Consider the following 24,105-nt stretch of genomic DNA (forward strand, 5'->3'; position numbering starts at 1 on the left):
GGAGAAGGTGGCTTGTCGCGTAGCGACAAGACGGATGAGGGGTGTTCCAGCCTGGCGCTGACTACCCCTCACCCGGATTGCCAACCGATTTGCGAAGGGCAAATCGGGGCAATCCGACCTCTCCCACAAGGGGAGAGGTAAAGGGTGCTAGCCGTGCGCCACCATCACATGGCGGACGGCGGTGTAGTCCTCCAGCGCATAGAGCGACATGTCCTTGCCATAGCCGGACTGCTTGAGCCCGCCATGCGGCATCTCGTTGGTCAGCATGAAGTGGGTGTTGATCCAGGTGCAGCCATATTGCAGGCGGGCCGCCGTCGTCATGGCGCGCGAGACGTCCTTGGTCCATACCGACGAGGCAAGGCCGTAATCGCTGTCGTTGGCCCAGTTCACGGCTTCGTCGACATCCGAGAAGCGGGTGACCGAGACGACAGGGCCGAAGACTTCGCGGCGCACGATCTCGTCCTCCTGCAGCGCGCCGGCAACCACCGTCGGCTGATAGAAGAAGCCTGAGCCATCGCCCGGCTTGCCGCCGGTGGTGATCTCGATGTGGTTCAATTCCGAGGCACGCTCGACGAAGCTCGACACGCGATCGCGCTGGCGGCGCGAGATCAATGGCCCGATCTCGTTTTCGGTGTCGTCCGCCTGATTGTATTTGATGGTGGAGACCGCCGAGGAGAGGTCGGCGACCAGCTTGTCATAGATTTTCTTGCCGGCATAGATGCGGCAGGCGGCGGTGCAGTCCTGGCCGGCATTGTAATAGCCGAAAGCGCGCAGGCCGCCCACCACCGCGCCGAGGTCGGCATCGTCGAAGACGATGACCGGCGCCTTGCCGCCGAGCTCGAGATGCGTGCGCTTGACCGACTTGGCTGCCGCCTGCAGCACTTTCTTGCCGGTGGCGACGTCGCCGGTGATCGAGATCATGTTGACCTTGGGGTGGTTGATCAGCGTGTTGCCGACGCTGTCGCCGCGGCCGAGCACGACGTTGACGACGCCTTCGGGCAGGATCTCCGAGAGGATTTTCGCCAGCTTCAGCGCCGTCAGCGGCGTCTGCTCCGACGGCTTGAAGACGGCCGTGTTGCCGCCGCCGATCGCCGGCGCCAGCTTCCAGGCCATCATCATCAGCGGATAGTTCCAGGGCGCGATCGAGGCGACGATGCCGATCGGGTCGCGCCGGACCATCGAGGTGTGGCCGGGCAGATATTCGCCGGCGACCTGGCCGGGCATCGAACGGACCGCGCCGGCGAAGAAGCGGTAGCAGTCGACGATCGCCGGGATCTCGTCGTTGAGCACGGAATTGATCGGCTTGCCGCAGTTCAGCGCCTCGAGCGCGGCGAACTCCTTCGCCTCCGCCTCGATGCGGTCGGCGATCTTCAACAGATAGCCCGACCGCTGCGCCGGGGTGGTGCGCGACCAACCGACGAACGCTTGTTCGGCGGCACTGACAGCCGCCTCGATCTGCGCCGGGCTCGCTTCGGCCAAGTTGAGGATGGTCGCCCCGGTCTTGGGATTGAGGATCGGCTCCTCGGTCTCGGTGCCCTTCTCGAATTTCGAGCCGATCAGCATCTGGGTGTCCATGGGGTTCTCCTTGATCAGGAGCGAGTGGCGAATAGCGAGTAGAGAGTAGGGTTTGACCGTCGATGTCCCCTGTTCGCTACTCGCTACTCCCTATTCGCTGTTTTCATTTTCCACTGCCCGCGATCTGGTCGCCGTCACGGGTCAGGTAATAGGCAAGAAGGATCGGCAGCAGCGTCACCAGCACGACGACCATCGCCACGACATTGGTGACCGGGCGCTGGCGCGGGCGGATCAGTTCCTCGAGCATCCAGATCGGCACGGTCTGCTGCTGGCCGGCGGTGAAGGTGGTGACGATGACCTCGTCAAAGGACAGCGCGAAGGCCAGCATGCCGCCGGCAAGCAGCGCGGTTGCGATGTTGGGCAGCACGACATGCCTAAACGTCTGGAAGCCGTCGGCGCCAAGGTCCATCGAGGCCTCGATCATCGAGCCCGAGGTGCGGCGGAAGCGCGCGACGGCGTTGTTGTAGACGACGACCACGCAGAAGGTGGCGTGGCCGAGCACGATCGTCCAGAACGAGAACGGGATGTCGGCGAGCGCGAAGGCCGAACGCAGCGCGATGCCGGTGATGATGCCGGGCAGCGCGATTGGCAGGATGACCAGCAGCGAGATGGTCTCGCGGCCGAAGAAACGCGTCCGCGAGACGGCGGCGGCGCAGAGCGTGCCGAGCACCAGCGCGATCGCCGTCGAAATGGCGGCGACGCGGATCGACAGCGACAGCGCCTGCCACACATCCGGCCGGTTCCAGGTGACGGCAAACCACTGCGTGGTCAGCCCCGGCGGCGGCCAGACGAAGCTCTTCTCCTCCGTCGTGAAGGCATAGACGAAGATCAGCAGGATCGGCAGATGCAGGAAGAGCAGGCCGCAGGCGGCGGCGATCTTCAGGCCGAGCGGAGCGGACTGGCCGCGATCAGAGCGCATCGAAAGCCCCCATGCGCTTGGCGCCCCAGAGGTAGAAGCCCATGATGACGATGGGCACGACGGTGAAGGCGGCGGCTAAAGGGATGTTGCCGGCGGTGCCCTGCTGCGAATAGACGGCCTGGCCGATGAACAGCCGCGAGGTGCCGATGATCTGCGGAATGATGTAGTCACCCAATGTCAGCGAAAAGGTGAAGATCGAGCCGGCGACGATGCCTGGCAGCGCCAGCGGAAACAGCACGTTGCGGAAGGTCTGGCCGGGCGAGGCGCCGAGATCGGACGAGGCCTCGACCAGATTACCGGGCACGCGCTCGAGCGCTGCCTGGACGGGGAGGATCATGAAAGGCAGCCAGACATAGACGAAGGCGATGAAGGTGCCGGTGAAGGAGACCGAGAGCGAGTTGCCGCCGACGACCGGCAGCGACAGCCAGGCATCGAGCAGCCAAAGCAGATTAAGCTTGGCGAGCAGCCAGGTGAGGATGCCTTCCTTGGCAAGGATCAGCTTCCAGGCATAGATCTTGACCAGGTAGCTCGACCAGAGCGGCAGCATGACCCCGAGATAGAACAGCGCCTTCCAGCGGCCGCGCGCATAGCGCGCCGCGTAATAGGCGATGGGGAAAGCGATGACGGAAGAGGCGAGCGTGACGAGGGCGGCCATCGTCACCGTGCGCAGGATGATGTCGAGATTGGCGGCCTGGAGGAGGTCGCCATAGGTCTTCAGCGTGAATTCGCGGTTGATGAGGCCGGAGAATTCGTCGATCGAGAAGAAGCTCTGCAAGAGCAGCGCAAACAGCGAGCCGATATAGACGATGCCCAGCCACAGCACCGGCGGCAGCAGCATCAGCAAAAGCAAAAGCTTCGGCCGCCGCCAGAAGAGGTCGGAGAGCGCACCGCGCAGGCCCCCGCTGCCCGGCAGGATGGCGGGCGGAGGATTGGAGTTGACCGCGGCGATGGTCATGGGACCGCCGCCATGTCGATTGGATCGATCGCGGCGAGGCCGAGTTCCGTCACACCCCCCTCTGTCCTGCCGGGCATCTCCCCCGCAAGGGGGGAGATTGGCCGTCGCCAATGGCTTCGCCAATTTTCGACGTTGCAGAACTGGCGGGACAGACAAGCTGCTGATCTCCCCCCTTGCGGGGGAGATGTCCGGCAGGACAGAGGGGGGTGCCGCGCGCAAACCGTCGTCATGTCGGCTCGTCCATCAGATGCAGGCTGTCGCGGTTGAAAGTGAGCATAACGGCTTCGCCCTCAGCCGGCATCGGGCCGCCGGCGGGTATGATCGCATGCAGCCTGAGACCGTCGGCATCGAGTGCCAGCCTTGTGGTGGCGCCGAGATAATTCGTGCCGACCAGGCGAGCGACGACGCCGTCGCCGCTTGCCGCACTCGACACGCGGATGGATTCGGGCCGAAGGCTGCCCCAGCGGTGCTGGCCGGAATAGCGCTGAACGAAATCCGGCGGCAGCACATTGGACGAACCGACGAAGTCGGCGACGAAGCGCGTCCTTGGCCGCTGGTAGATATCCTCCGGCGTGCCGACCTGCATGATCCTGCCGTCGTTGAAGACGGCGACGCGGTCGGCCATGGACAGCGCCTCGCCCTGGTCGTGGGTGACGAAGACGAAGGTGATGCCGAGCACCTTCTGCAGCGACTTCAATTCTTCCTGCATGTTCTCGCGCAGCTTGAGGTCGAGCGCGCCGAGCGGCTCGTCGAGCAGCAGCACCTTGGGCTGGTTGACCAGCGCGCGGGCCAGCGCGACGCGCTGGCGCTGGCCGCCGGAAAGCTGGCCGGGGCGCCGGGCGCCGTAGCCCGGCAGGCGCACCAGCGACAGCGCCTCTTCCGCCGCCTTCAACCGTTCGGCCTTGCCGACACCCTTGACCATCAGCCCGTAGGCGACGTTGTCCAGCACGTTGAGATGCGGGAACAGCGCATAATCCTGGAAGACGGTGTTGACGTTGCGGCGGTAGGGCGGAACGCCCTCGGCGCGCTCGCCGAAGATGGAGATGGAGCCCGCCGTCGGCTGCTCGAAGCCGGCGATCAGCCGAAGGCAGGTCGTCTTGCCAGAGCCGGACGGCCCGAGCATGGCGAAGAACTCGCCGGGCGCGATGTCGAGATCGACCGCGTCGACGGCACGCACGCTGCCGAAGTGGCGCGAGACTTGTTTGAAGGAAACGGCGGAGGTCATGGGCTGTCCTGATGTGTCAGGCTCTTAATATTCGGGCGGCAGTGCTGCCCCTCATCCGCCTGCCGGCACCTTCTCCCCGTATAGTGACGGGGAGAAGGAAGCGCTCCAGCGCTGGCTATCCCCCTCTCCCCGTTCTTCACGGGGAGAGGGTAAGGGTGAGGGGCAGCGCCAAACGTCTAAAAGCTGAGCGAGATCACCGCCCGCCGATGACGCCGATATAGTCCGACACCCAGCGGTAGTAAGGCACGCACTGGTCGTTCTCGGTGGCGCATTTCGACACCGGCGTCTTCCAGAACTTGATCTTGTCGAAATTGTCGTAGCCGTTGGTCTTGCAGCCCTCGTCGCCGAGCAACTCGTTGCCCTTGCAGGCGGCGGGCACGACCGGCAGCGAGCCGAACCACGACGAGACATCGCCCTGGACCTTGGGCGAGAGCGAGTGCTCGAGCCACATATAGGCGCAGTTCGGATGGGCGGCGTCCGCCTCCATCATCGTGGTGTCGGCCCAGCCGGTGACGCCTTCCTCCGGCACGGTGGAGGCGACCGGCTTCTTGGCGGCGACGAGCGTGTTCACCTGATAGGGCCAGGAGCCGGAGGCGACCACGCCTTCGTTCTGGAAGTCGTCGACCTGGATGGCGGCATCATGCCAGTAGCGGCCGACCAGCGTGCGCTGCGTGCGCAAGAGATCGAGCGCAGCCTTGTACTGGTCCTCGTTGAGCTCGTACGGGTCCTTGATGCCAAGTTCCGGCTTGTGGAACATCAGATAGTTGGCGGCATCCGCGATGTGGATCGGGCCGTCATAGGCCTGCACGCGGCCCTTGTTCGACTTGCCGTCGGGCAGCTTCATTTCCTCGAAGACGACGTTCCAGCTCTTGGGCGCTTCCTTGAAGACATCGGTGTTGTACATCAGGACGTTCGGGCCCCACTGGTAGGGAACGCCGTAGTGCACCTTGTCGACGGTGAACCAGGGCGCCTCCTTCAGGCGGTCGTCGACCGTCTTCCAGCTCTTGATGAGATCTGTGTTGATCGGCTGCACGCGCTTGCCGGCGACGAGGCGCAGCGAGGCGTCACCCGAAGCCGTGACGAGATCGAAGCCGCCCTCGTTCATCAGCGAGACCATTTCGTCCGATGTGTTGGCGGTCTTGACGTTGACCTTGCAGCCGCTCTCCTTCTCGAAGGCAGTCACCCAGTCGTAGTTCTTGTCGGTCTCGCCGCGCTCGATGTAACCCGGCCAGGCGACGATATTGAGCTCGCCCTCGCCCTTGCCGAGCTCCTTGACCTGGGCGATCGCCTGACCCGAGAAGGTCAGCGCAACCGTCAACGCCGTGCATGACTTCAGGAATGCATTCATCATTGATCTCCCATTTTGGCGCATGACCCCGAAACCGGATCGGTTTTCGGAAAGGATCATGCGCAAACCTGAACGCCGGAACTCTCAAAATGCCCCGACAGCCGCGTTCCCGAGCGGCTTTGTTCCCTGGGCGAAAGGTGCTGTGAAAAGTCCGGTTTCGCAAATTCATTTATCAGAAAGCCGATATCGGTTTTTCCGATACTTTTGACGCAATTCCCGGAGGGACGGCCACGGCCAAGTCGCCGAACCAACCGTTTCACACTTTTCCTGGAATTGCTCCGATCAGAGCCGCTGGCGGACCATGCGCTGCGACTGGGCAAGCCCGATGAAGTCGCGGGCGGCCTGCGGCAGGCCGGAGCCGCGGCGCCAGACCATGCCGACCTGAACGACCGGCAACGAGCCGGAGATATCGCGGGATTCGATGCGGTCGCCTTCCAGCGACCAGGGCCGGTAGACGAGGTCGGGCAAGAGCGCCACGCCGGCGCCGGTGGCGACGAGGCTGCGCACGGCTTCCACGGAACGGGTTCGGAAGGCGACGTGCGGCCTGGCACCGATCGCCGACAGCAGTTTGCCGGTGTTCTCCTCGATCTCATCGACGGTGAGCATGATCAGCGGCTCGGACGCGATATCGCCGATCGAGATGATGTCGGCGCTGGCAAGCTTGTGGCTGAGCGGCAGCCAGAGCCGATAGGCGGATACCTCGAGAATCTCGGACTGCAGCGCGGTGCGGTCGCGCAGGTTGGAGGTGACCATGACGGCGATATCGAGCTTGCCGCCGACCAAGAGGTGCTCGAGATAGTCGCCATTGTCCTCGATGGCCGAGACCTCGACGCTCGGATAGGCGCGGCGGTAGCGGGCCAGCAGATCGGAGAGCACATAGCCGGCGACCAGCGAGGTGACGCCGAGCTGCAGCCGGCCGCCCGCCGTCAGCTGGTCGCCGAGGAAAGCGCGGCGCGCGTCGGCGACATCGGCCAGGATCTTGGTGGCGTGGCGCAGGAACTGGTGGCCCTTGTGGGTGATGTTCAAGCCGCGTGGATGACGCTCGAACAGTTCGACGCCGAGATCGCTCTCCAATTCCTTGATCGCCTCGGTGACCGAGGATTGCGAGATGGAGAGGTTTTGGGCTGCGCCCGACACCGTGCCTTGCTCGGCGACGGCAACGAAGAACTGGAGCTGGCGAATGGTGAAGGCCATGGCCGGACTAAACACTGGCTGGGCGTAGAAGGAAAGCCGGTCGGGCTCCAGCGCTAGGTCGCCGCAATACTGAGCCGCGCGCCGGCCTGGCTGAGCGCGGCGGCAATGTCGCGCGGCGGCGGCTGGTCGGTGGCGAGCTCGGAAAAACCGTCGAAGCCGCAAACCTGGACCAGCCCCTGCCGGCCGAACTTGGTGTGATCGGTGATGACCAGCGAGCGCTGACCGCGCGACAGCACCATGCGGGCGAATTCCGCTTCCTCCAGCTCATAGTCGGTGAGGCCGGCAATGGCGTCGACCGCGCCAATGGAGATCACCGCGTGGCTGACCGAGAAGCGGCTGACGAAGTCGATCGCGGTGACGCCGAAGGCCGCGCCTGAATCGCTGCGCAGCTCGCCGCCGGCCATATAGACCTTGTTGCCGTTCACGGTCGCCAGCGTGCGGGCGATGTCGGACGAATTGGTGACCACCGTCAGCCGGCGATGACCAAGCAGCTCGCGCGCCAGGAAGGAGGTGGTGGTGCCGGTGTCGAGCATGACCGACTCGCCGTCGCGGATGGTGGCCGCGACCATGCGGGCGATCAGGCGCTTGGCCTCCGCATTTTCGCGCATGCGGCGCTCGAACGGCGCTTCGCCTGTCATCGACGGCAGGCTGACGGCGCCATGCATCTTGAGGATCGACCCCTCGTCGGTAAGCGGCCTGACGTCGCGCCGCACCGTTTCCAGCGACACGCCCAGCCGCTCTGCCAGGCTGGCGATGGTGATGGTCCCCTCCTCGCCGAGGAGCCGCAGGATCTCGCCATGCCGTTTCGAATGGATCATGTGGATGTCCGGGATTTTGACCGATTCTAAGGCATTCCTAACGCTTTTAAAGGAATTGCTTATATTTTCAGGCAAAACACCCAAAAAAGGTCACAGCTTTTTATTGACAGCAATGTCACGCTGGCGTGAGATTGACGGAGTGACAGGCTCGGAACTGCCACGGGAGGGTGATGGCAGAGCCGCGATCGACCGACCAGATTTTCTGGAACGTGCCTGGCGCGAGCTTTTTTCGAATCCGCGGGGGCGGATGCCGGGATCCTGAACCTGGCCAAGGGGCTCGTCGGTGCGGTGCGGGATATCGATCCTGGCGTCCCGCACCGACGAGGCTTTTTTGTTCTCTCTCATCGCTTTGTCAAAAACCGGCGCTTTGTCGAAAGCCGGCTGAAGCAGGACCAGGCTCGTGAGTGCCCCCGTAGTCGCCGAAGACCGCATCCGTGCCCTGCCCTGCTGGATCGGCAGCATCGAGATCGAGCCGCTGCCGGGTGGTCTCAGCAACGCCAACTACGTCGTCACCGACGCCGCCGGACGGCATGTCGTGCGCTTCGGCCAGGACTTTCCGTTCCATCATGTCTTTCGCGAGCGCGAGGTGATGACGGCGCGGGCGGCGCACGCGGCGGGCTTCGCGCCGGCCGTCCATTATGCCGAGCCCGGAATTCTGGTGACGGAATTTCTCGGCGCCAGGACCTTCCTCGCCGAGGACGTGCGCGCCGATCTCGGGCGTGTGGCGGCGCTGCTGCGCGGTTTCCATCGCGAGATGCCCAACCATGTCTCCGGCGCCGGCTTCATGTTCTGGGTGTTCCACGTCATCCGCGACTATGCCCGCACGCTGGACGAAGGCGGCAGCCGCAAGAAGGATGAGCTGCCGCGTTATCTGACGCTCGCGGACGAGCTCGAGCGGGCGCAGAAGCTTTTGCCGATCGTCTTCGGCCACAACGATCTTTTGCCGGCGAACATCCTCGACGACGGCAAGCGGCTGTGGCTGATCGATTTCGAATATGCCGGCTTCAACACCGCGATGTTCGACCTCGCCGGCGCCGCCTCCAACGCCGGCATGAGCGACGAGGAGTCTTTCGCCTTCCTGACCGCCTATTTCATGAAGGAGCCGGACAGCGAGATCCGCCGGTCGCACGCCGCCATGCAATGCGCATCGCTGCTGCGCGAGGCGATGTGGAGCATGGTCTCCGAGCTCTATCTCGACGCGCCCGGCATCGACTACGTCGCCTATACCGAGGAGAACCTGGTGCGGCTCGACGCGGCGCTGGAAAACTACCGGACGAAATATGGAAAACTAACCCCATGACCTTACCCAGCCATGCCGGGATCGTCGTCATCGGCGGCGGCATCATCGGCTGCTCGACCGCCTATCATCTAGCGCGCGACCACAAGGCCGACGTTGTGCTGCTGGAACAGGGCAAGCTGACCTCGGGCTCGACCTGGCATGCCGCCGGCCTCGTTGGGCAGCTGCGGTCATCGGCGTCGATCACGCGTGTGCTCAAATATTCGGTCGAGCTCTACAAGGGGCTGGAAGCAGAGACCGGGCTGGCGACCGGCTGGAAGATGACGGGGTGTCTCAGGCTCGCCACCAACGCCGACCGCTGGACCGAGTTCAAGCGGCTGGCGACGACGGCCAAGAGCTTCGGCATGGAGATGCAGCTCCTGTCGCCGGCCGAGGTGAAGCGGATGTGGCCGCTGATGGAAACCGGCGACCTCGTCGGCGCCTCCTGGCTGCCGACCGACGGCCAGGCAAGCCCCTCCGACATCACGCAATCGCTCGCCAAGGGCGCGCGCATGCATGGCGCCAGGCTCTACGAGGACGTGCGCGTCACCGGCTTCGAGATGAAGGACGGCCGCATCACCGCGGTGAAGACCGAGAAGGGCGACATCGCCTGCGAGAAAGTGGTGAACTGCGCCGGACAATGGGCGCGCCAGGTCGGCGCCATGGCCGGCATCAACGTGCCGCTGCAGCCGGTCAAGCATCAGTACATCATCACCGAGAGGATTGAGGGGCTCGCCAACGACGCGCCGACGATCCGCGACCCGGACCGCCGCACCTATTTCAAGGAAGAGGTCGGCGGGCTGGTGATGGGCGGCTATGAGCCGAACCCGCAGGCTTGGACGACCGGCGATGTCCCTAGTGATTGGGAGTTCCGGCTGTTCGACGACGACTACGATCACTTCGAGCAGCATATGCACCAGGCGATCGAGCGAGTGCCGGCACTGGCCAACGCCGGCGTCAAGCAAATGATCAACGGGCCGGAGAGCTTCACGCCGGACGGCAATTTCATCCTCGGCGTCGCGCCCGAATGCGCCAACATGTTCGTCGGCGCCGGCTTCAACGCCTTCGGCATCGCGTCCGGCGGCGGCGCCGGCTGGGTGCTGGCGCAGTGGGTGGTCGACGGCGAGGCGCCGCTCGACCTCTGGGTGGTCGACATCAGGCGCTTTTCCAATCTGCACCGTGACCGCGACTGGGTCCGCGACCGCACGCTCGAAGCCTATGGCAAGCACTACACGATCGGCTTCCCGCATGAGGAATATCTGTCCGGCCGCCCACGTATCGTCTCGCCGCTCTATCAGCGGCTGAAGACGCACCGCGCCGTGTTCGGCTCCAAGCTCGGCTGGGAACGGCCGAATTGGTTCGCGCCGGATGACACAGCGCCTGAGGACATCTATTCGATGGGGCGGCAGAACTGGTTTGGACCGGTCGGCGACGAGCACCGGCATGTGCGCGAAAAAGTCGGCATATTCGACCAGTCCTCATTCGCCAAATTCGAGATGACCGGCACTGATGCGCTGAAGGCGCTCGACTGGATCTGCGCCAACGACATCAACAAGCCGGTCGGACGACTGACCTACACGCAGCTTCTCAACACGCGCGGCGGCATAGAGGCGGACCTTACCGTGTCGAGGCTCGGCGAGGACCGGTTCTACGTCGTCACCGGGACGGGCTTCCGAACCCATGATCTGTCGTGGATCGGCGACCATATCGGCCAAGGACTCGACACCCGGCTGAAAGATGTCACCGAGGATTTCGGCACGCTGTCGCTGATGGGGCCACGCGCCCGCGACGTGCTGGCGGCGGTGACGGACGCCGATGTCTCCAACGTCGCCTTCCCTTTCGGCCACGCGCGCGAGATTGGAATTGCCGGCCACATCGTGCGGGCGCTGCGCGTGACCTATGTCGGCGAGCTCGGCTGGGAGCTGCATGTGCCGATCGCCGCTACCGGCGAGATCTTCGACGCGCTGATGGCGGCAGGAGAAAAATATGCCATCCGTCCCGTCGGCTACCGGGCCTTGGAGTCGCTTCGGCTGGAAAAGGGCTACCGCGCCTGGGGATCGGACATCACGCCGAACGACACGCCGCAGGAAGCGGGCCTCGGCTGGGCGGTGAAGCTCAGGAAGAACACAGACTTCGTCGGACGACGTGCGCTGGAGAAGCTGGCGGGCAAGCCGCAGACAAAACAGTTTGCCGGCTTCACGGTGAACGACCCGGAAATCGTGCTGGTCGGGCGCGAGACGATCCTGCGCAACGGCGAGCCGGTCGGCTATCTCACCAGCGGCGGCTACGGCTACACGGTGGCCAAGAACATCGGCTACGGCTATGTGCGCAATGCCGACGGCATCAGCGACGACTTTCTCGCCTCGGGCGACTACGAGCTGGTGGTGGCGATGGAGCGCACGCCGGCAAAAATCCATCTCGAGCCGATGTATGATCCGCTAGGAGAAAAGATCAAAGCGTAACGTCTCCGCTCCGCTTACCTCGGTTCAATGCGGAGAAACAGACCTCCGAGCGTCGCGCTGCCCCTCATCTGGCTGCCGCCATCTTCTCCCCGTTAGAACGGGGAGAAGGACGCTGTCATCGGCGGTTTCGCCAATCGCCACTCGTTGCAGAAAAGAGCGCCGAGGCTGCGGCCAGCCACCTTCTCCCCGTCACTATACGGGGAGAAGGTGCCGGCAGGCGGATGAGGGGCAGCGCTGAGTTCGGCAATATTGTCGCGACGCCGCAACACGATTGGGGCGCGGCCATGTGGACTAACGACTCGAATCACAAGCGTTAGCGCTGGGCTCAGCGGACGCGCAGCACCAGACCTCGGCTCGGCACCGTGTCGCCTTCGCCAGGCATCGAAGCGTAAGGGCGAGTTTCCTCAATGCGGGTTATAGTGCCCTGCGCTTCCAGCGCGGCAATCCGTTCGGCAAAGCCGGCCTGCCAGAGCGTGTTCTTGACCGTCAGCACGATGATGCCGCCTGGACGGCAGATGCGGATCAGTTCGTCCAGGCCTTCGATCCCGACATGGCCCGAGGTGAAGACGCCGGCCGAGACGATGCCCGCATAGGCGCCGTCGGCGAAGGGCAAAGCACCACCCAGCGCAAGGCGATGCAGCGCCGTATAGACGCCCTTCGCCGCTGCCTTGTCCAGCATGCCTTGCGAGATGTCGAGCGCCTCGACTTGTGGGTAGCCGGTGATGGTGAGCCACTCGCCGATCAGGCCGGTGCCGGCGCCGGCGTCGAGCAAGGGTTCGGCGCCGCGCGGCAGATGGCGGGCAAGCAGCGCCAGGCAGATCGTCGGGTGGCGATAGCCGGCGGCCGACATGTCGGCGTCATAGGTCTCGGACCAGCTGTCGTAGATCGCCGCCACTTCATCGGGCCGTGTTGCGGCGTAAGCGGCGCCCAGCGCGCTGTTGTGCTTGCCGTCCTTCATTGCCGCTCCCGCCGCCGAATCTTATTCATCGAATGATAGCCAAGCGGCGAAAACTGTGGAACCGTCCCGCCATAAACATGACGTGAAGGTTAAAAAGGGGGATGACGATGGACGAGGCGCGCGCGGCGCTGGCCGCAATCCCGGTGCTTGCCGGCTACAACGGTCCGCTCGAGCGTCTGGGTGGGCTCACCAACCGCGTCTACCGGGCCGGCGACGTCTGTCTGCGCATTCCCGGCAAGGGCACGGAGGAATATATCAACCGCGCCAACGAGGCGGTGGCGGCGCGGGAGGCGGCCAAGGCCGGCGTCAGCCCGGAGGTGCTCTTTTCCGATCCGGCGTCGGGCGTAATGGCGACGCGCTTCATCGCCGGCGCTGAAACAATGTCGCCGGAAAAATTCAAGGCGAGGCCGGGCAGCGCGGCCCGCGCGGGCGAGGCCTTCCGCAAGCTGCATATGTCGGGCGCGGTCTTCCCGTTTCGTTTCGAGCTGTTTGCGATGATCGACGACTATCTGAAGGTGCTGTCGACCAAGGATGTGGCGCTGCCTCCCGGCTATCACGACGTGGTGCGCGAGGCCGGCATTGTGCGCGAGGCGCTTGCCGCCCATCCCATCCAACTCGCCGCCTGCCACTGCGATCCGCTCTGCGAAAACTTCCTCGATACGGGCGAGCGGATGTGGATCGTCGACTGGGAATATTCAGGCATGAACGATCCGCTTTGGGATCTCGGCGACCTCTCCGTCGAAGGCAAGTTCGACGCCGGCCAGGACGAGGAGCTGATGCGCGCCTATTTCGGCGGCGAAGCGAGGCCAGCCGAGCGCGGCCGCGTCGTCATCCACAAGGCGATGTGCGACCTCTTATGGACACTGTGGGGGCTGATCCAGCTCGCCAACAACAATCCGGTCGACGATTTCCGCGCCTATGCCGACGGGCGCTTCGCCCGCTGCAAGGCGCTGATGGAGACGGCCGAATTTTCACGGCATCTGGCGGCCGTGCGGGCCGGCTGAGTTCTGAAAACCTAATTGACGCCCTTCGGCACGTTTTCCGGCGGCACGACGGTCTCGACCACCTTCTGGCGGTGGAAGATGAAGATGCCGGCCAGCACGACGATGGCGGAGCCGGCCAGGATGCGCGTGCTCGGCACGTCGCCGAAGAAGACCAAACCAAAGACGATTGCCCACAGAAGCAGGCTGTAATGCAGCGGCGCCAGCGTCGAGGCGGGCGCCAGCTTCAACGCCCGGGTGATCATCAGATGGGCGGCACAGGAGACAACGCCGAGGAGGAGCATGGCGCCGAAATCGAGCGCGGTTGGGGTCCGCCAGGCGCCGATGGTGAGAACGCCGCCGACAATCAGCGTGCCGATTGTCTGCCAGGTGACCAGTGTCGTGTCGCTCGTTCCACGCAAACGCCGGCCGAGGATGATGGCGAAGCCAAAGGCGACGCTGCCGATGAGCGCATAGGTCGACGCCAGCGAGAACGCCGCCGACGAGGGTTTAAGGATGATCAGCACGCCGCAGAAGCCAACCAGGATCGCCAGCCAGCGCCGCCAGCCGACCTTCTCGCCAAGCAAGAGATGCGAGAGCGCCGCGACATAGATCGGCCCGGCCATGTAGAAGCTCATCACGTCGGCGAGCGGCAGATAGACGACGGCGGCATAGAAGAGCCCGGTGTCGAGCGTGGTCGCCACGACGCGGAGGAACTGCAGTATCGGCCGCTCCATCTGGAACAGCTTGCCCGCGCCCTGGTTGGCGATCATCGGGCCGAGCACGAAGAAGGCGCCGATCGAACGGATCAGCACCACCTGACCGACGGAGAAGGAGGCGACCAGCCATTTGCCCATTGCGTCGTTCAGCGCGAACATGAAGTCGCCGGCCAGCATCAAAAGGATGCCGGCGAGCAGAACGTTCCTGATCGTGAAATTGCGGGCAAGAGGAGCCATGCCGGCTCCCTAGCCGCAAGCCGCCGCTTTGACGAGGGAAATTCGTAAGACCAGCGGCTGAAATCGAGGTTGGCCGAAGCTCCGGAACTTCGTCATCCACGGGCGGAGCGGGAGCGAAGCGGACGCGCAGACCCGAGGATCCATTCCGTGACCTCGCGCGAAGGGCGGAGGCGGCGCAGGACAGAGATCGTTCTACACCGCAGCGACGCTTAGAGGTAACGGCATGGATTCTATGGTCTGCGCCGCGTCGCTTCGCTCCTTGCTCCGCCATAGAATGACGAAGTCACGAGCGTTCCGGCCAATCGCGAACCGTTCGTGATGCTTTGCCCCAAACCAAGCAGATCGCTGTACAGAGACCTACGACGTCTTATGCCGTCGGTTCACCTGCTCCGGCCGACCGGCGATCGACAGCTTGGTCTCCCGCTTCTCCCGCTCGGCCACCACCCTGCCTCTGGCGACGACGCACAAGCGTTCGGGGCGAAGGCGTACGGCCTCGATCGGATTGCCTGCGTCCAGCACGACGAGGCTCGCCCGCTTGCCGACGGCGAGACCGAGATGGTCGAGGCCCATTATGGCGGCGTTGACGTTGGTGACCATGTCGAAGCAGCGCGCCATGTCGGCCGGGCTCGACATCTGGGCGACATGCAGGCCCATGAAGGCGACGTCGAGCATGTCGGCGGTGCCCAGCGAATACCAGGGGTCGAGCACGCAATCCTGGCCCCAGCCGACGCGGACACCGAGCGCCAGCATTTCCTTCACCCGGGTGAGCCCCCGCCGCTTCGGGAAGGTGTCGTGACGGCCCTGCAGCATGATGTTGATCAGCGGATTGGGGATGGCCGAGACACCGGCCTCGGCAATCAGCGGCAGGAGCTTCGAGACATAGTAATTATCCATGGAATGCATGGAGGTGAGATGCGAGCCGGCCACCCTGCCCTGCAGGCCCAACCGCTGCGTTTCATAGGCGAGCTGCTCGATATGGCGCGACAGCGGGTCGTCAGTCTCGTCGCAATGCATGTCGACCATCAGGCCGCGTTTGGCGGCGATCTCGCAAAGCTCCGTCACCGAGCGCGTGCCGTCGGCCATGGTGCGCTCGAAATGCGGGATGCCGCCGACGATGTCGACGCCGAGATCGAGCGCGCGAATGGTGTTTTCGCGCGCCGTCGGCGAGCGATAAAGCCCGTCCTGCGGAAAGGCGACCAGTTGCAGGTCGATATAGGGCGCGACCGTTTTCTTGACGTCGAGCAGCGCCTCGACTGCCAACAGCCGGTCGTCGCAGACATCGACATGGCTGCGGATGGCAAGCAGGCCCATCGACACTGCCCAGTCGCAATAGGCGAGCGCGCGATCGCGCACAGCCTCATGCGTCAACAGCGGCTTCAGCTCGCCCCAGAGCGCGATGCCTTCGAGCAGCGTGCCGGAGGCGTTGATGCGCGGAATGCCGTAGGAGAGCGTGGCGTCCATATGGAAATGCGGATCGACGAAGGGCGGCGAGACGAGATTGCCGCGCGCGTCGACTTCGCTTCGCGCCGAGCCCGGCAGTTCCGGCTCGATCGCCCGAATGGTCTCGCCGGTGATGCCGATATCGGCAATCCTGCCGTCCGGCAGCGTGCCGCCGCGCACGATGAGGTCGAAATCCATCTGTCGTCATCCCTCCATAGAATCGGCTGCATCGTGGCCGAAAAGTAATCCGCCGCAGCCGTTTCCTTGTCTTGGCCGCGAAAGGTTTCCTCCGGCGACAACTCGCTCTATAAGCCGCCTCTCGCCCTCGTGGCGAATCCGAAATTCACAGGCAGGGGATCGGCCGTTTGTTTCGCTTCTTCCGCTCGACGGAAAACCAGCGCCTCGTCGCGAGGCTGGTGAGGGAATCTTTCCGGGAGCATAAATTCGGCTACGGCGCCGCCATAGTGTCGATGCTGGTGGTGGCCGCCATGACGGGCGCCAGCGCCTGGATCCTGCGCGAGATCACCAACGAATTCGTGATCTACAAGCGGATCGACCGGGTCAACCTGATTGCGGCGGCGGTCGCGGTGATCTTCCTGCTCAAGGGCGTCGCCAACTTCGTCCAGGCCTATTTCATGAGCCGGGTCGGCAACGCCATCATCGCCGACCGGCAACGCAAGATCTATGACCGGATCCTGGCGCAAGGCATCGAGTTCTACCATGCGACCTCGTCGTCCGAGCTGATCACGCGCATGACCAACAACGCCCAGGCAGCGCGCAGCGTGCTCGACCTCGTCGTGACATCTTACGTGCGCGATCTGGTGACGCTGATTGTCCTGGTCGCGGTCATGGTCTGGCAACAACCGGCACTGTCGCTGATCTGCTTCGTCGTCGGTCCGGTGGCCATCTACGGCGTCAACCGTATCCTGAAGCGCGTCCGCAAGATCGCCAAGATGGAATTCCGCTCGCTCGGCCAGATCGTGCATGTGATGCAGGAAACGGCGATCGGCGTGCGCGTCGTCAAATCCTTCAATCTCGAAGGCGCGATGCGCAAGCGCATGTACAAGGCCGTGTCGGACGTGCAGAACCGCGCCAACAACATCGCGACGCTCGAGGCCGCCACCAGCCCGGTGATGGAAACGCTCGCCGGGCTGGCGATCGCCGGCGCCGTGCTGGTCAGCGGCTTCCTGGTGCTGGAAGGCGGCCAGATGCCGGGCAACATCATGGCCTTCATCGCAGCACTTCTGCTGGCCTATGAGCCGGCAAAGCGCCTGGCGCGCGTGCGCATTTCGCTGGAGACCGGCATCGTCGGCGTGCGCATGATGTTCCAGCTCGCCGACCGGCCGCTGACGCTCGCCGAAAAGCCCGACGCCAGGCCGCTGCAGCCGGGCCCCGGCGAAATCCGTTTCGAGGACGTGGGCTTCGCCTATCCGGAGAGCCCGCCGGTGTTCGAAAGTCTCAACCTGACGCTCGCGGCCGGCAAAATCACTGCGCTGGTCGGGCCTTCGGGCAGCGGCAAGTCGACGATCCTCAACCTGATCATGCGCATGTACGACCCGCAGGGCGGCAAGGTTATGTTCGACGGCCAGGACATCTCCTTTGCCACGCTCGATTCGCTCAGGCAGAAGATTGCCTATGTCAGCCAGGACACGTTCCTGTTTGCCGGCACCATCATGCACAACATCCGCCTCGGCCGTGAGAGTGCGACCGACGAAGAGGTGATCGCCGCCGCCAGGGCCGCGAACGCGCATGACTTCATCAGCGCCATGGCCAAGGGCTACGACACGGAAGTGGGCGAGAACGGCTCGCTGCTCTCCGGTGGCCAGCGCCAGCGCATCTCGATCGCGCGCGCCATGCTGCGCAATGCCGAGATCCTGCTGCTGGATGAAGCGACCAGCGCGCTCGACGCCGAATCCGAAGCGCTGTTCCGCGACGCGCTGCAGCAGCTCACGGTCGGGCGCACGACCATCGTCATCGCCCACCGGCTGTCGACCGTGCACCAGGCCGACACCATCGTGGTGCTGGAGAACGGCAACGTGCGGGAAAGCGGCCCGCACAAAACCCTGCTCAAGCAGGGCGGGCTCTATCAGAAGCTCTATGAGTATCAGCTGATGCCGTGACTCCGGCGCTCCCCTTCTCCCCTTGTGGGAGAAGGTGGATCGGCGCGCAGCGCCGAGACGGATGAGGGGTGTTGGAAGAAATGAGGCGTTGAAGAATGGGATGCTTCAAGCGCCGATTTCTTCATCGTAGCGATCCTTCCAACACCCCTCATCCGTCGCCTTCGGCGACACCTTCTCCCACAAGGGGAGAAGGGGAAGTGCTTCCTACTCCGGCACTTTCCTCACAGCCCCCTTGTCGGCGCTGGTGGCGAAGGCGGCATAGGCGCGCAGCGCGGTCGTCACCTTGCGCCTGCGCCTTTCCGCCGGCTTCCAGGCGTCCGCGCCTTTCGCCGCCATCGCCTTGCGGCGGGCGTCGAGTTCGGCCTCGCCGACGGCGAGATGGATCTTGCGGTTCGGAATATCGATCTCGATCGTGTCGCCTTCCTGCACCAGGCCGATCAGCCCGCCCTCGGCGGCCTCCGGTGAGACATGGCCGATCGACAGGCCCGACGTGCCGCCGGAGAAGCGGCCGTCGGTGATTAGCGCGCAGGCTTTGCCGAGGCCCTTCGATTTCAGGTAGCTGGTCGGGTAGAGCATTTCCTGCATGCCTGGCCCGCCACGCGGTCCTTCATAGCGGATGACGACGATGTCGCCCGCCTTGATCTCGTTGCCGAGGATCGCCTTGACGGAAGCGTCCTGGCTCTCGAAGACGCGGGCCGGGCCGGTGAATTTCAGGATCGACTCGTCGACGCCGGCGGTCTTCACGATGCAGCCGTCGAGCGCCAGATTGCCTTTCAGCACGGCGAGGCCGCCATCCTTCGAGAACGGCGTCCTTGCCGAGCGGATGACACCCGTCTCGCGGTTCGTGTCGAGCTCGTCCCAGCGGCGGTCCTGGCTGAAGGCGACCTGCGTCGGCACGCCGCCGGGTGCGGCACGGAAGAACTCGCGCACGTTCTCGGCCGAGGTGCGGGCGATGTCCCAATGGTCGAGCGCCTCGCCGAGAGTTGCGGTGTGCACCGTCGGCAAATCGCGGTTGATCAGCCCGGCCTCGTCGAGCTGGCCGAGGATCGCCATGATGCCGCCGGCGCGGTGGACGTCCTCCATGTGCACGTCGGACTTGGCCGGCGCCACCTTGCAGAGCACCGGCACTTTGCGCGATAGCCGGTCGATGTCTTCCATGGTGAAGTCGACCTCGCCCTCATGCGCGGCGGCGAGGATGTGCAGCACCGTGTTGGTCGAGCCGCCCATGGCGATGTCGAGCGCCATCGCGTTCTCGAAGGCGCCCTTGGTAGCGATGCTGCGCGGCAGCGCGCTGCCGTCCTCCTGCTCGTAGTAGCGCTGCGCCAGATCGACGATCAGATGGCCGGCTTCGACGAACAGGCGCTTGCGGTCGGCATGGGTAGCCAAAGTCGAGCCGTTGCCGGGCAGCGAAAGACCGAGCGCCTCGGTCAGGCAGTTCATCGAATTGGCGGTGAACATGCCGGAGCACGAGCCACAGGTCGGGCAGGCCGAGCGCTCGATGACCTTGACGTCCTCGTCGGAGATCTTGTCGTCGGCCGCCGCCACCATAGCGTCGACCAGATCGAGCGCCTGCGCCTTGCCGGAGAGCACCACCTTGCCCGCTTCCATCGGCCCACCTGACACGAAGACGGTCGGGATGTTGAGGCGCAGCGAGGCCATCAGCATGCCGGGCGTGATCTTGTCGCAATTCGAAATGCACACCATGGCGTCGGCGCAATGCGCGTTGACCATGTATTCGACGGAGTCGGCGATCAGTTCGCGCGACGGCAGTGAATAGAGCATGCCGTCGTGACCCATGGCGATGCCGTCGTCGACTGCGATGGTGTTGAACTCCTTGGCGACGCCGCCGGCCTTCTCGATCTCGCGCGCGACCAATTGGCCGAGGTCCTTCAGATGCACATGGCCCGGCACGAACTGGGTGAAGGAATTGACCACCGCGATAATCGGCTTGCCGAAATCCGAATCCTTCATGCCGGTGGCGCGCCACAGGCCGCGGGCGCCGGCCATGTTGCGGCCATGGGTGGTGGTGCGGGAACGATAGGCAGGCATCGGATTGTCCTTGCTGGCTGGCCGCGCTGAGCGTGGCGCGACGGCGCTGTATTTCAGTCGGCAGCGGTTATAGCGGCCAAGGTCCGGCCTTGCCACAGTTTTGCGCTGCACCCCAATTCTTCAGGAAAGTTTGAAATCGCTGTCGGATCGCGCCTGGCCGGGCCGTCCTTGAGGCAGACGGCACCAAGGCGCCGGCGCCGTTTAAGATGGGACCAAACCGAACAAATCCGAGGAGCAAGACATGCAGAAGATCACCACCTTCCTGTGGTTCGACGGCCAGGCCGAGGAGGCCATGAACCACTACGTCTCGATCTTCAAGAATTCGAAGGTGCTGAGCGTCACGCGCTGGCCCAAGGGCCACGCCCTTGAAGGCCAGGTGCTGGTGGCCTCGTTCGAGCTCGACGGCGTGCAGTTCCAGGCCCTCAACGGCGGGCCGCAATACAAGTTCACCGAAGCGATCTCGCTGTCGATCGACTGCAAGACGCAGGAAGAGGTGGATCATTTCTGGACCAAGCTCACCGAAGGCGGCGGCGAACCAGGACGCTGCAGCTGGCTGAAGGACAAGTTCGGCGTTTCCTGGCAGGTCGTGCCGGAGCAACTGCCGAGGCTGCTTCAGGATCCAGACAGGGCGAAGGCCGGCCGGGTGATGTCGGCGATGATGCAGATGGGCAAGATCGAGATCGACAAGCTGGAGGCGGCGGCCAGGGGGTGAGCGCCTTTCCTTCTCCCCTTGTGGGAGAAGGTGGATCGGCGCGCAGCGCCGAGACGGATGAGGGGTGCTGGACGGAATGAGAGGCTGGTGTTCCCTGGAACACCCCTCATCCGTCGCCTTCGGCGACACCTTCTCCCACAAGGGGAGAAGGGAGCGCCGTGCCTCACGCCGCCTTGTCGCGGATCTGGTAATCCTTGACCGCGGTGAAGCGGATCGCTTTCCAGCGCTCGGCCTCGTAGTTCAACGAGAAGGCGTGCTGAGCGAGGAACACCGGGTCGTTGTCGAGGTCGCGGGCGATGTCGCCGCGATGCCCTTCGATGAAGCGTTGCACCTCTGCTTTGTCGTCCGCCGAGATCCAGCGGCAGACCGAGAAGCGCGACATCTCAAAGTCGACAGGCAGCGAATATTCGATGTTCAGCCGCTCCTTCAGCACATCGAGCTGCAGCGCGCCGACGACGCCGACGATGGCGGGCGAGCCGTCTTCCGGCGAAAACAGCTGCACCACGCCTTCCTCGGCCATCTGATGCAGCGCTTCCTTTAGCTTCTTGGCTTTCATGGCGTCGCCGAGGCGCACGCGCCGCAGGATTTCGGGCGCGAAGTTCGGCACGCCGCGGAACAGGATCTCCTCGCCCTCGGTCAGCGTATCGCCGATGCGCAGCGTGCCGTGGTTGGGAATGCCGACGACGTCGCCGGCAAAGGCCTCGTCGGCGGTGACGCGGGTGCGGGCGAAGAAGAACTGCGGCGCCGACAGGCTCATCGGCTTGCCGGTGCGCACCAGCTTTGCCTTCATGCCGCGCTCGAGCTTGCCAGAGCAGACGCGGACGAAGGCGATGCGGTCGCGGTGGTTGGGATCCATGTTGGCCTGGATCTTGAAGACGAAGGAGGTCATCTTCTCCTCGGTCGCCTCGACCGTTCGTTCATCGGCTTCCTGCGCGCGCGGCGGCGGCCCGTAGGCGCCAAGCGCCTCGATCAGGTCGCGCACGCCGTAATTGCGCAGCGCCGAGCCGAAATAGACCGGGGTCAGATGGCCCTCGCGGAAGGCGTCGACATCGAGAGGACGGCAAGCTTCGCGCGCGAGCTCCAGCTCCTCGATGAAGTCGTTGCGCTCGTTCTCCGGCAAAAGCCCGGCGACGCGGTTGGAATCGGGACCGTGGACCGGCGTGCGCTCTTTCTCGTCGTCGCTCCTGCGCACGGCGTTCTGCGCCAGGTGGTAGGTGCCGGAAAACGTCCTGCCGCGGCCGATCGGCCAGGTGACGGGTGCCGTATCCAGCGCCAGCTTCTGCTCGATCTCGTCGAGGACCTCGAACGGATCGCGGCTCTCGCGGTCCATCTTATTGACGAAGGTGATGATCGGGATGTCGCGCAGCCGGCAGACCTCGAACAGCTTCAGCGTGCGCGGCTCGATGCCCTTGGCGGCGTCGATGACCATGACGGCGGAGTCCACCGCCGACAGCGTGCGGTAGGTGTCGTCGGCGAAATCCTCGTGGCCGGGCGTGTCGAGCAGGTTGAAGACGTTGTCGTCATATTCGAAGGTCATCACCGAGGTGACGACCGAGATGCCGCGCTCGCGCTCGATCTTCATCCAGTCGGACCGGGTCTGGATACGGTCCTTCTTGGCCTTGACCTCGCCGGCAAGCTGGATCGCGCCACCGAACAAAAGCAGCTTTTCGGTGAGCGTGGTCTTGCCGGCGTCGGGGTGGGCGATGATCGCGAAAGTGCGGCGGCGCGATACCGCCTGTTCGATGTCTTCTGCCAAGTCGTGGAATCCTGTCTGTGGCGCGGGCTTCTAGCAGCGCATTTTGGGCATGTCGACAGTTTCGGGCAGATCGGGTCGTCCGAGCGGCTCAGCCGCGGACCTTGGCAAGGAAGCCCCGCGTCCTTTCAGGTCCGCTCGCTACGGCCGCCCTCGCGGCCCAACCTGGTGCTCGACCGTATCTCCGCCCGCTCGATACCGATGTCGCGCAGCAGATGGTCCGGCAACTCGTCCAGCCAGGCACGATCCCTGCGGATACGGATGATTCGCGCGTGGAAACTTCCGCCGACACGGCAGATATCAATGGCTATGGCAAAGAAGTGCCCGAGCACGGACCGATTGGCCACAAGCTCCTGTCCAAGGGCAGTCATGGTCATATCTCCTTCAGTTGAACGATGAAATTGGGAGGGCCTTCGATGACCCTCCCAAAAGGCTGTGCCGACAAGAGGTCAGGACCGGTCGTGCTCGCAGCTCACATAGGGGCTCCAGTCGGCGAACATGCCAGCCGGATTGTGCCGCCAGTGCCAGACATGGAGCTCATAGTAGGGGTCCACCGGGTGGATCCCTACCGTCGTCTTGCGCTGGAGGGTGCGGCCGAGGAATTCGGGAACGGCCTTTCCCTTCCAGTCCTTTTCGAAGACGATGTACTCCATGCCGACGAGCTGCATGGACCCGTCGGCCTCGGGCTCGTAAGTCAGGACGTCCGGCTCGCCGAGCACCAGCTTGCCGTCGCCGGCACGGCCGGGATGGATGAAGTGAACGCCCATGGTGCCATGCTCGTCATGCGTCGTGCATTCGAAAAGCTGCTGGTAGCCCTCCGCCTTGGCGACCTTGATGTCGAGGTACTTGGCCGCCATTTCCCGAGACCGGTTGAGCACCGGATCGGGCATGTCATGGGCAGGAACGGCGCCGCAAAACAGCACGGAGACGCCCATGGCAAGGACGATATCTGCGAAGCGGTTCACGATCCGTCCTCCCGGTCAGGCGCGAGCGTAGGCCGTCGTCGGATCGAACAGGCGCTTGACCTCAGTGATCTTCGTGGCCGGGAAGCCGCTCATCTTGGCATGGCGCTGGATGATCGCCTCGTCCTTGGCGAGGTAGACGCAGAAGGTCTTGTCGTCCGCCACGAAGGATTCCACCCACTGAATGTCCGGGCCGAGCTCGGCCAGAACGGCGTTCGAGGCCTTGGAGGCGTCGCGAAGCTGTTCGCGCTCGAAGGTGCCGACCTTGGGGATTTCCCGTTCGATGATGTATTTCTGCATGTCGCAATCTCCTTGATCTGAGGTTCAAATGCCTCCGGACGCTCGACCAGGTCGGTGCCGGTGACATCCCCGGGGCCGCTGAGCTAAACTGCAGCTTGGCCCG

At 64.3% G+C, this 24,105-nt stretch carries 21 protein-coding genes; 6 read left to right on the forward strand and 15 right to left on the reverse strand.

The genetic code is table 11. From position 1 onward, the window contains the following. Positions 1 to 147: 147 nt before the first annotated feature. From EJ071_RS01220 to EJ071_RS01255, 7 genes are all read right to left on the reverse strand, one after another. Positions 148 to 1,575, reverse strand: coding sequence for a gamma-aminobutyraldehyde dehydrogenase (locus EJ071_RS01220; protein ID WP_126096439.1), 1,428 nt, complete (start codon positions 1,573 to 1,575; stop codon positions 148 to 150). Positions 1,576 to 1,678: 103 nt separating this feature from the next. After that, complete coding sequence (locus EJ071_RS01225) at positions 1,679 to 2,494, reverse strand: ABC transporter permease (RefSeq protein ID WP_125001297.1); 816 nt, start codon at positions 2,492 to 2,494, stop codon at positions 1,679 to 1,681. Then, the gene (locus EJ071_RS01230) at positions 2,484 to 3,449 is read right to left on the reverse strand and encodes an ABC transporter permease (RefSeq protein WP_126096440.1); all 966 of its coding nucleotides are present in this window, start codon (positions 3,447 to 3,449) and stop codon (positions 2,484 to 2,486) included. The genes EJ071_RS01225 and EJ071_RS01230 overlap by 11 nt, the downstream gene beginning before the upstream one ends. A gap of 226 nt (positions 3,450 to 3,675) precedes the next feature. Continuing rightward, entirely contained in the window at positions 3,676 to 4,674 is a 999-nt protein-coding gene (locus EJ071_RS01240) for an ABC transporter ATP-binding protein (protein ID WP_126096441.1), read from the reverse strand. A 193-nt stretch (positions 4,675 to 4,867) separates the two neighbouring features. Further along, on the reverse strand, positions 4,868 to 6,022 hold the full coding sequence (locus EJ071_RS01245; RefSeq protein ID WP_126102439.1) for an ABC transporter substrate-binding protein: 1,155 nt from the start codon (positions 6,020 to 6,022) through the stop codon (positions 4,868 to 4,870). A gap of 282 nt (positions 6,023 to 6,304) precedes the next feature. Further along, a complete protein-coding gene (locus EJ071_RS01250; RefSeq protein ID WP_126096442.1) occupies positions 6,305 to 7,216 on the reverse strand; it encodes a LysR substrate-binding domain-containing protein in 912 nt (303 codons plus the stop codon). Between the two features lie 53 nt (positions 7,217 to 7,269). Continuing rightward, on the reverse strand, positions 7,270 to 8,034 hold the full coding sequence (locus EJ071_RS01255; RefSeq protein ID WP_126096443.1) for a DeoR/GlpR family DNA-binding transcription regulator: 765 nt from the start codon (positions 8,032 to 8,034) through the stop codon (positions 7,270 to 7,272). Between the two features lie 4 nt (positions 8,035 to 8,038). Between EJ071_RS01255 and EJ071_RS01260 the strand changes: the two genes are divergently transcribed. From EJ071_RS01260 to EJ071_RS01270, 3 genes are all read left to right on the forward strand, one after another. Beyond that, entirely contained in the window at positions 8,039 to 8,296 is a 258-nt protein-coding gene (locus tag EJ071_RS01260; RefSeq protein ID WP_126096444.1) for a hypothetical protein, read from the forward strand. A gap of 138 nt (positions 8,297 to 8,434) precedes the next feature. Beyond that, the gene (locus EJ071_RS01265) at positions 8,435 to 9,334 is read left to right on the forward strand and encodes a phosphotransferase family protein (protein WP_126096445.1); all 900 of its coding nucleotides are present in this window, start codon (positions 8,435 to 8,437) and stop codon (positions 9,332 to 9,334) included. After that, positions 9,331 to 11,772 (forward strand): FAD-dependent oxidoreductase, encoded by a 2,442-nt coding sequence (locus tag EJ071_RS01270; protein ID WP_126096446.1) that lies wholly within the window; start codon positions 9,331 to 9,333, stop codon positions 11,770 to 11,772. Before EJ071_RS01265 ends, EJ071_RS01270 begins: the two co-directional genes overlap by 4 nt. A gap of 325 nt (positions 11,773 to 12,097) precedes the next feature. On the opposite strand, the gene EJ071_RS01275 is transcribed toward EJ071_RS01270, so the two are convergent. Next, positions 12,098 to 12,730: a class I SAM-dependent methyltransferase gene (locus EJ071_RS01275; RefSeq protein ID WP_126096447.1), complete on the reverse strand. Its 633-nt coding sequence runs from the start codon at positions 12,728 to 12,730 to the stop codon at positions 12,098 to 12,100. Positions 12,731 to 12,831: 101 nt separating this feature from the next. Here EJ071_RS01275 and EJ071_RS01280 point away from each other — a divergent pair, with 101 nt between their 5' ends. Then, positions 12,832 to 13,734: a phosphotransferase family protein gene (locus EJ071_RS01280; protein ID WP_126096448.1), complete on the forward strand. Its 903-nt coding sequence runs from the start codon at positions 12,832 to 12,834 to the stop codon at positions 13,732 to 13,734. 11 nt (positions 13,735 to 13,745) lie between these two features. On the opposite strand, the gene EJ071_RS01285 is transcribed toward EJ071_RS01280, so the two are convergent. After that, positions 13,746 to 14,666, reverse strand: coding sequence for a DMT family transporter (locus EJ071_RS01285; protein WP_126096449.1), 921 nt, complete (start codon positions 14,664 to 14,666; stop codon positions 13,746 to 13,748). A gap of 357 nt (positions 14,667 to 15,023) precedes the next feature. Then, positions 15,024 to 16,304 carry an amidohydrolase family protein gene (locus tag EJ071_RS01290; RefSeq protein WP_126096450.1) on the reverse strand — a complete coding sequence of 427 codons (1,281 nt, stop codon included), beginning with the start codon at positions 16,302 to 16,304 and terminating at the stop codon, positions 15,024 to 15,026. A gap of 167 nt (positions 16,305 to 16,471) precedes the next feature. Between EJ071_RS01290 and EJ071_RS01295 the strand changes: the two genes are divergently transcribed. Next, entirely contained in the window at positions 16,472 to 18,226 is a 1,755-nt protein-coding gene (locus EJ071_RS01295) for an ABC transporter ATP-binding protein (RefSeq protein WP_126096451.1), read from the forward strand. 204 nt (positions 18,227 to 18,430) lie between these two features. On the opposite strand, the gene ilvD is transcribed toward EJ071_RS01295, so the two are convergent. Then, the gene (ilvD, locus tag EJ071_RS01300) at positions 18,431 to 20,275 is read right to left on the reverse strand and encodes a dihydroxy-acid dehydratase (RefSeq protein WP_126102440.1); all 1,845 of its coding nucleotides are present in this window, start codon (positions 20,273 to 20,275) and stop codon (positions 18,431 to 18,433) included. 241 nt (positions 20,276 to 20,516) lie between these two features. Here ilvD and EJ071_RS01305 point away from each other — a divergent pair, with 241 nt between their 5' ends. Continuing rightward, the gene (locus EJ071_RS01305) at positions 20,517 to 20,987 is read left to right on the forward strand and encodes a VOC family protein (RefSeq protein WP_126096452.1); all 471 of its coding nucleotides are present in this window, start codon (positions 20,517 to 20,519) and stop codon (positions 20,985 to 20,987) included. A gap of 163 nt (positions 20,988 to 21,150) precedes the next feature. Here the strand turns inward: EJ071_RS01305 and EJ071_RS01310 are convergent, their stop codons facing one another. The 4 genes from EJ071_RS01310 to EJ071_RS01325 all read right to left on the reverse strand — a co-directional run bounded on the left by EJ071_RS01310 (position 21,151) and on the right by EJ071_RS01325 (position 24,002). Beyond that, positions 21,151 to 22,743, reverse strand: coding sequence for a peptide chain release factor 3 (locus EJ071_RS01310; protein WP_126096453.1), 1,593 nt, complete (start codon positions 22,741 to 22,743; stop codon positions 21,151 to 21,153). A gap of 125 nt (positions 22,744 to 22,868) precedes the next feature. Then, positions 22,869 to 23,111: a DUF1127 domain-containing protein gene (locus EJ071_RS01315; RefSeq protein ID WP_189521392.1), complete on the reverse strand. Its 243-nt coding sequence runs from the start codon at positions 23,109 to 23,111 to the stop codon at positions 22,869 to 22,871. 78 nt (positions 23,112 to 23,189) lie between these two features. Next, entirely contained in the window at positions 23,190 to 23,705 is a 516-nt protein-coding gene (locus EJ071_RS01320; RefSeq protein WP_126096455.1) for a hypothetical protein, read from the reverse strand. Between the two features lie 15 nt (positions 23,706 to 23,720). After that, positions 23,721 to 24,002 carry a DUF4242 domain-containing protein gene (locus EJ071_RS01325; RefSeq protein WP_126096456.1) on the reverse strand — a complete coding sequence of 94 codons (282 nt, stop codon included), beginning with the start codon at positions 24,000 to 24,002 and terminating at the stop codon, positions 23,721 to 23,723. Between the last annotated feature and the right edge of the window lie 103 nt (positions 24,003 to 24,105).

The organism is Mesorhizobium sp. M1B.F.Ca.ET.045.04.1.1 (assembly GCF_003952465.1).
Taxonomy (GTDB): Bacteria; Pseudomonadota; Alphaproteobacteria; order Rhizobiales; family Rhizobiaceae; genus Mesorhizobium; species Mesorhizobium shonense.